Origin of the sequence: Bradyrhizobium hipponense, assembly GCF_008123965.1 — a bacterium.
GTDB classification, from domain to species: Bacteria; Pseudomonadota; Alphaproteobacteria; order Rhizobiales; family Xanthobacteraceae; genus Bradyrhizobium; species Bradyrhizobium hipponense.
Map to the genome: position 1 here is coordinate 1 of NZ_VSTH01000177.1, position 1,588 is coordinate 1,588.

The following is a 1,588-nucleotide window of genomic DNA, read 5'->3' on the forward strand; positions in this document are numbered from 1 at the left end:
GCGTTTTCGTTCCGATGGTTGACCGCTGCGCCAGACGCAGCCGCGGTCAAGGCTGGCCGCAGGCCACCGCCGGAGGCGGCGCGTAGCGGCCTTGACAGCGGCGAGGCTGGCGCGAGGCTTTCGGATCGGAACGTTTCGGTGCGCGTCGTGAACGGCGTGACGCGATATCCTGGACTGGGCCGTGTCGTGGTCATGCGGCAAGCACCGCATCAACTTGTATCCGGTCGGGTGTGGTGACCCGGACCTTAATCTTTCATGCACGGGTGAAGGTAAGGCCCAGAAGAGACGGGACCCATCTACGAAAGCGGAATCCGAAGACCCAAGCCCGGGTTCGGTCACGCGTCTGTCCTGGGTCACGTCGGCCGTCATTGGCGCACCGGCGTCGGTTAAAGGCTTGGGCGCATTTCGGCGCCCGTTGGCACGAGGCCGGTTTCCAGATAACGCCACAGCGCCACCATCAGCTTGCGCGCCAGCGCCACGATGGCGATCTTGCGGATGCGTCCCTTGGCCGTGCCGACCCGCTCGTGGAACCAGCGGCTCAGCTCGCTGTCAGGCTGATGTCTCAGCCACAGCCAGGCGAGCTCGATCGCGCTCGTTCGCGCGCGATGATTGCCGGCCTTGCTGATGCCTTGCTGCCGCCGGCTGGCGCCGCTGTCGTAGGGTGTGTCGGTCAGTCCGACACAGCTGCCGACCTGCCGTCGGTTCCTGAAGTCGCGATAAAACACCTCGTTGGCCAGAACCTGGGCGATCTGCGGTCCAATGGCTTGCAGCTGGGCAAGCTGAACGGCCTTCGCCTCCACCGAGCCTTTGGCCGGCGTGCTATGGGCGGCGATGTTTTCCGCTTCCAGCGTCTTAATCTGCTTGCAGACCAGCAGCAGCCGCTCATGCTCGCGACGAATTTCATTGCGTAGTCGCGGCGGCAGAGTGCGCCCGTCGCCGGTGCGCAGCTTGTCGAGATCCGACAGGAAGCTCGGCTTCAACGGCCTGGCGTCGCGGATGCCCTGGCCATGCAGCAGTCCTTTGATCCGGTTGCTGTGCCCGGTGCGCTCCTTCAGCAACCGTTCGCGCTCGCGGGTGCGCCGCTTGCGATCTTCGTCCGCGGGCGTGGGGACCCGAACCATGCTGCAGACGCCCACCTCGCCGCGCAGGTAGGCCAGGAACGAGCGCATCAGCTGCCCCAGATCAATCCGATCGGTCTTGGCACGCCGTGCCCGCCGGTTCACCTCGATGCTCGATGCATCGATCTCGTGATTGACGATCCCATTGTCGCTCAGCCAGCGGTGCAGCCAATGACCGTCGAGACCCGCCTCATAGCAGGACAGGATACGAACCGGCTTGCCCTCCTGCGCGGCCTTCCCTCGAGCCCGCAAAAGCACGCCAGATAGCGCCGCCATGTCCCCGCCATCGATCCGGTAACGACTCATCTTCTCGGCGCCGGGCATCATTATCCCCAGCTGCCACTTCGCTTTGCTCAGTTCGAAAGCCAAGTAAATCGTGGCATACTCGCTTCCGGCGGGTGCGTCAGTGTGATCAGTACGCATCGTTGATCCTCCAGGGTGAGTTGGTGGTCACAAACTCAATTTACCCC

At 64.0% G+C, this 1,588-nt stretch carries 2 protein-coding genes; both read right to left on the reverse strand.

The window, feature by feature from the left end:
- Positions 1-194: hypothetical protein (locus FXV83_RS43630; RefSeq protein ID WP_210250786.1), on the reverse strand; the 194-nt coding region annotated here is incomplete at its 3' end.
- A 192-nt stretch (positions 195-386) separates the two neighbouring features.
- On the reverse strand, positions 387-1,541 hold the full coding sequence (locus FXV83_RS37900) for an IS110 family RNA-guided transposase (RefSeq protein WP_148744950.1): 1,155 nt from the start codon (positions 1,539-1,541) through the stop codon (positions 387-389).
- Between the last annotated feature and the right edge of the window lie 47 nt (positions 1,542-1,588).

Coding starts and splice junctions, on each gene's coding strand:
- FXV83_RS37900 (WP_148744950.1), bottom strand. CDS start 1,541: ATGCGTACTGATCACACTGACGCACCCGCCGGAAGCGAGTATGCCACG.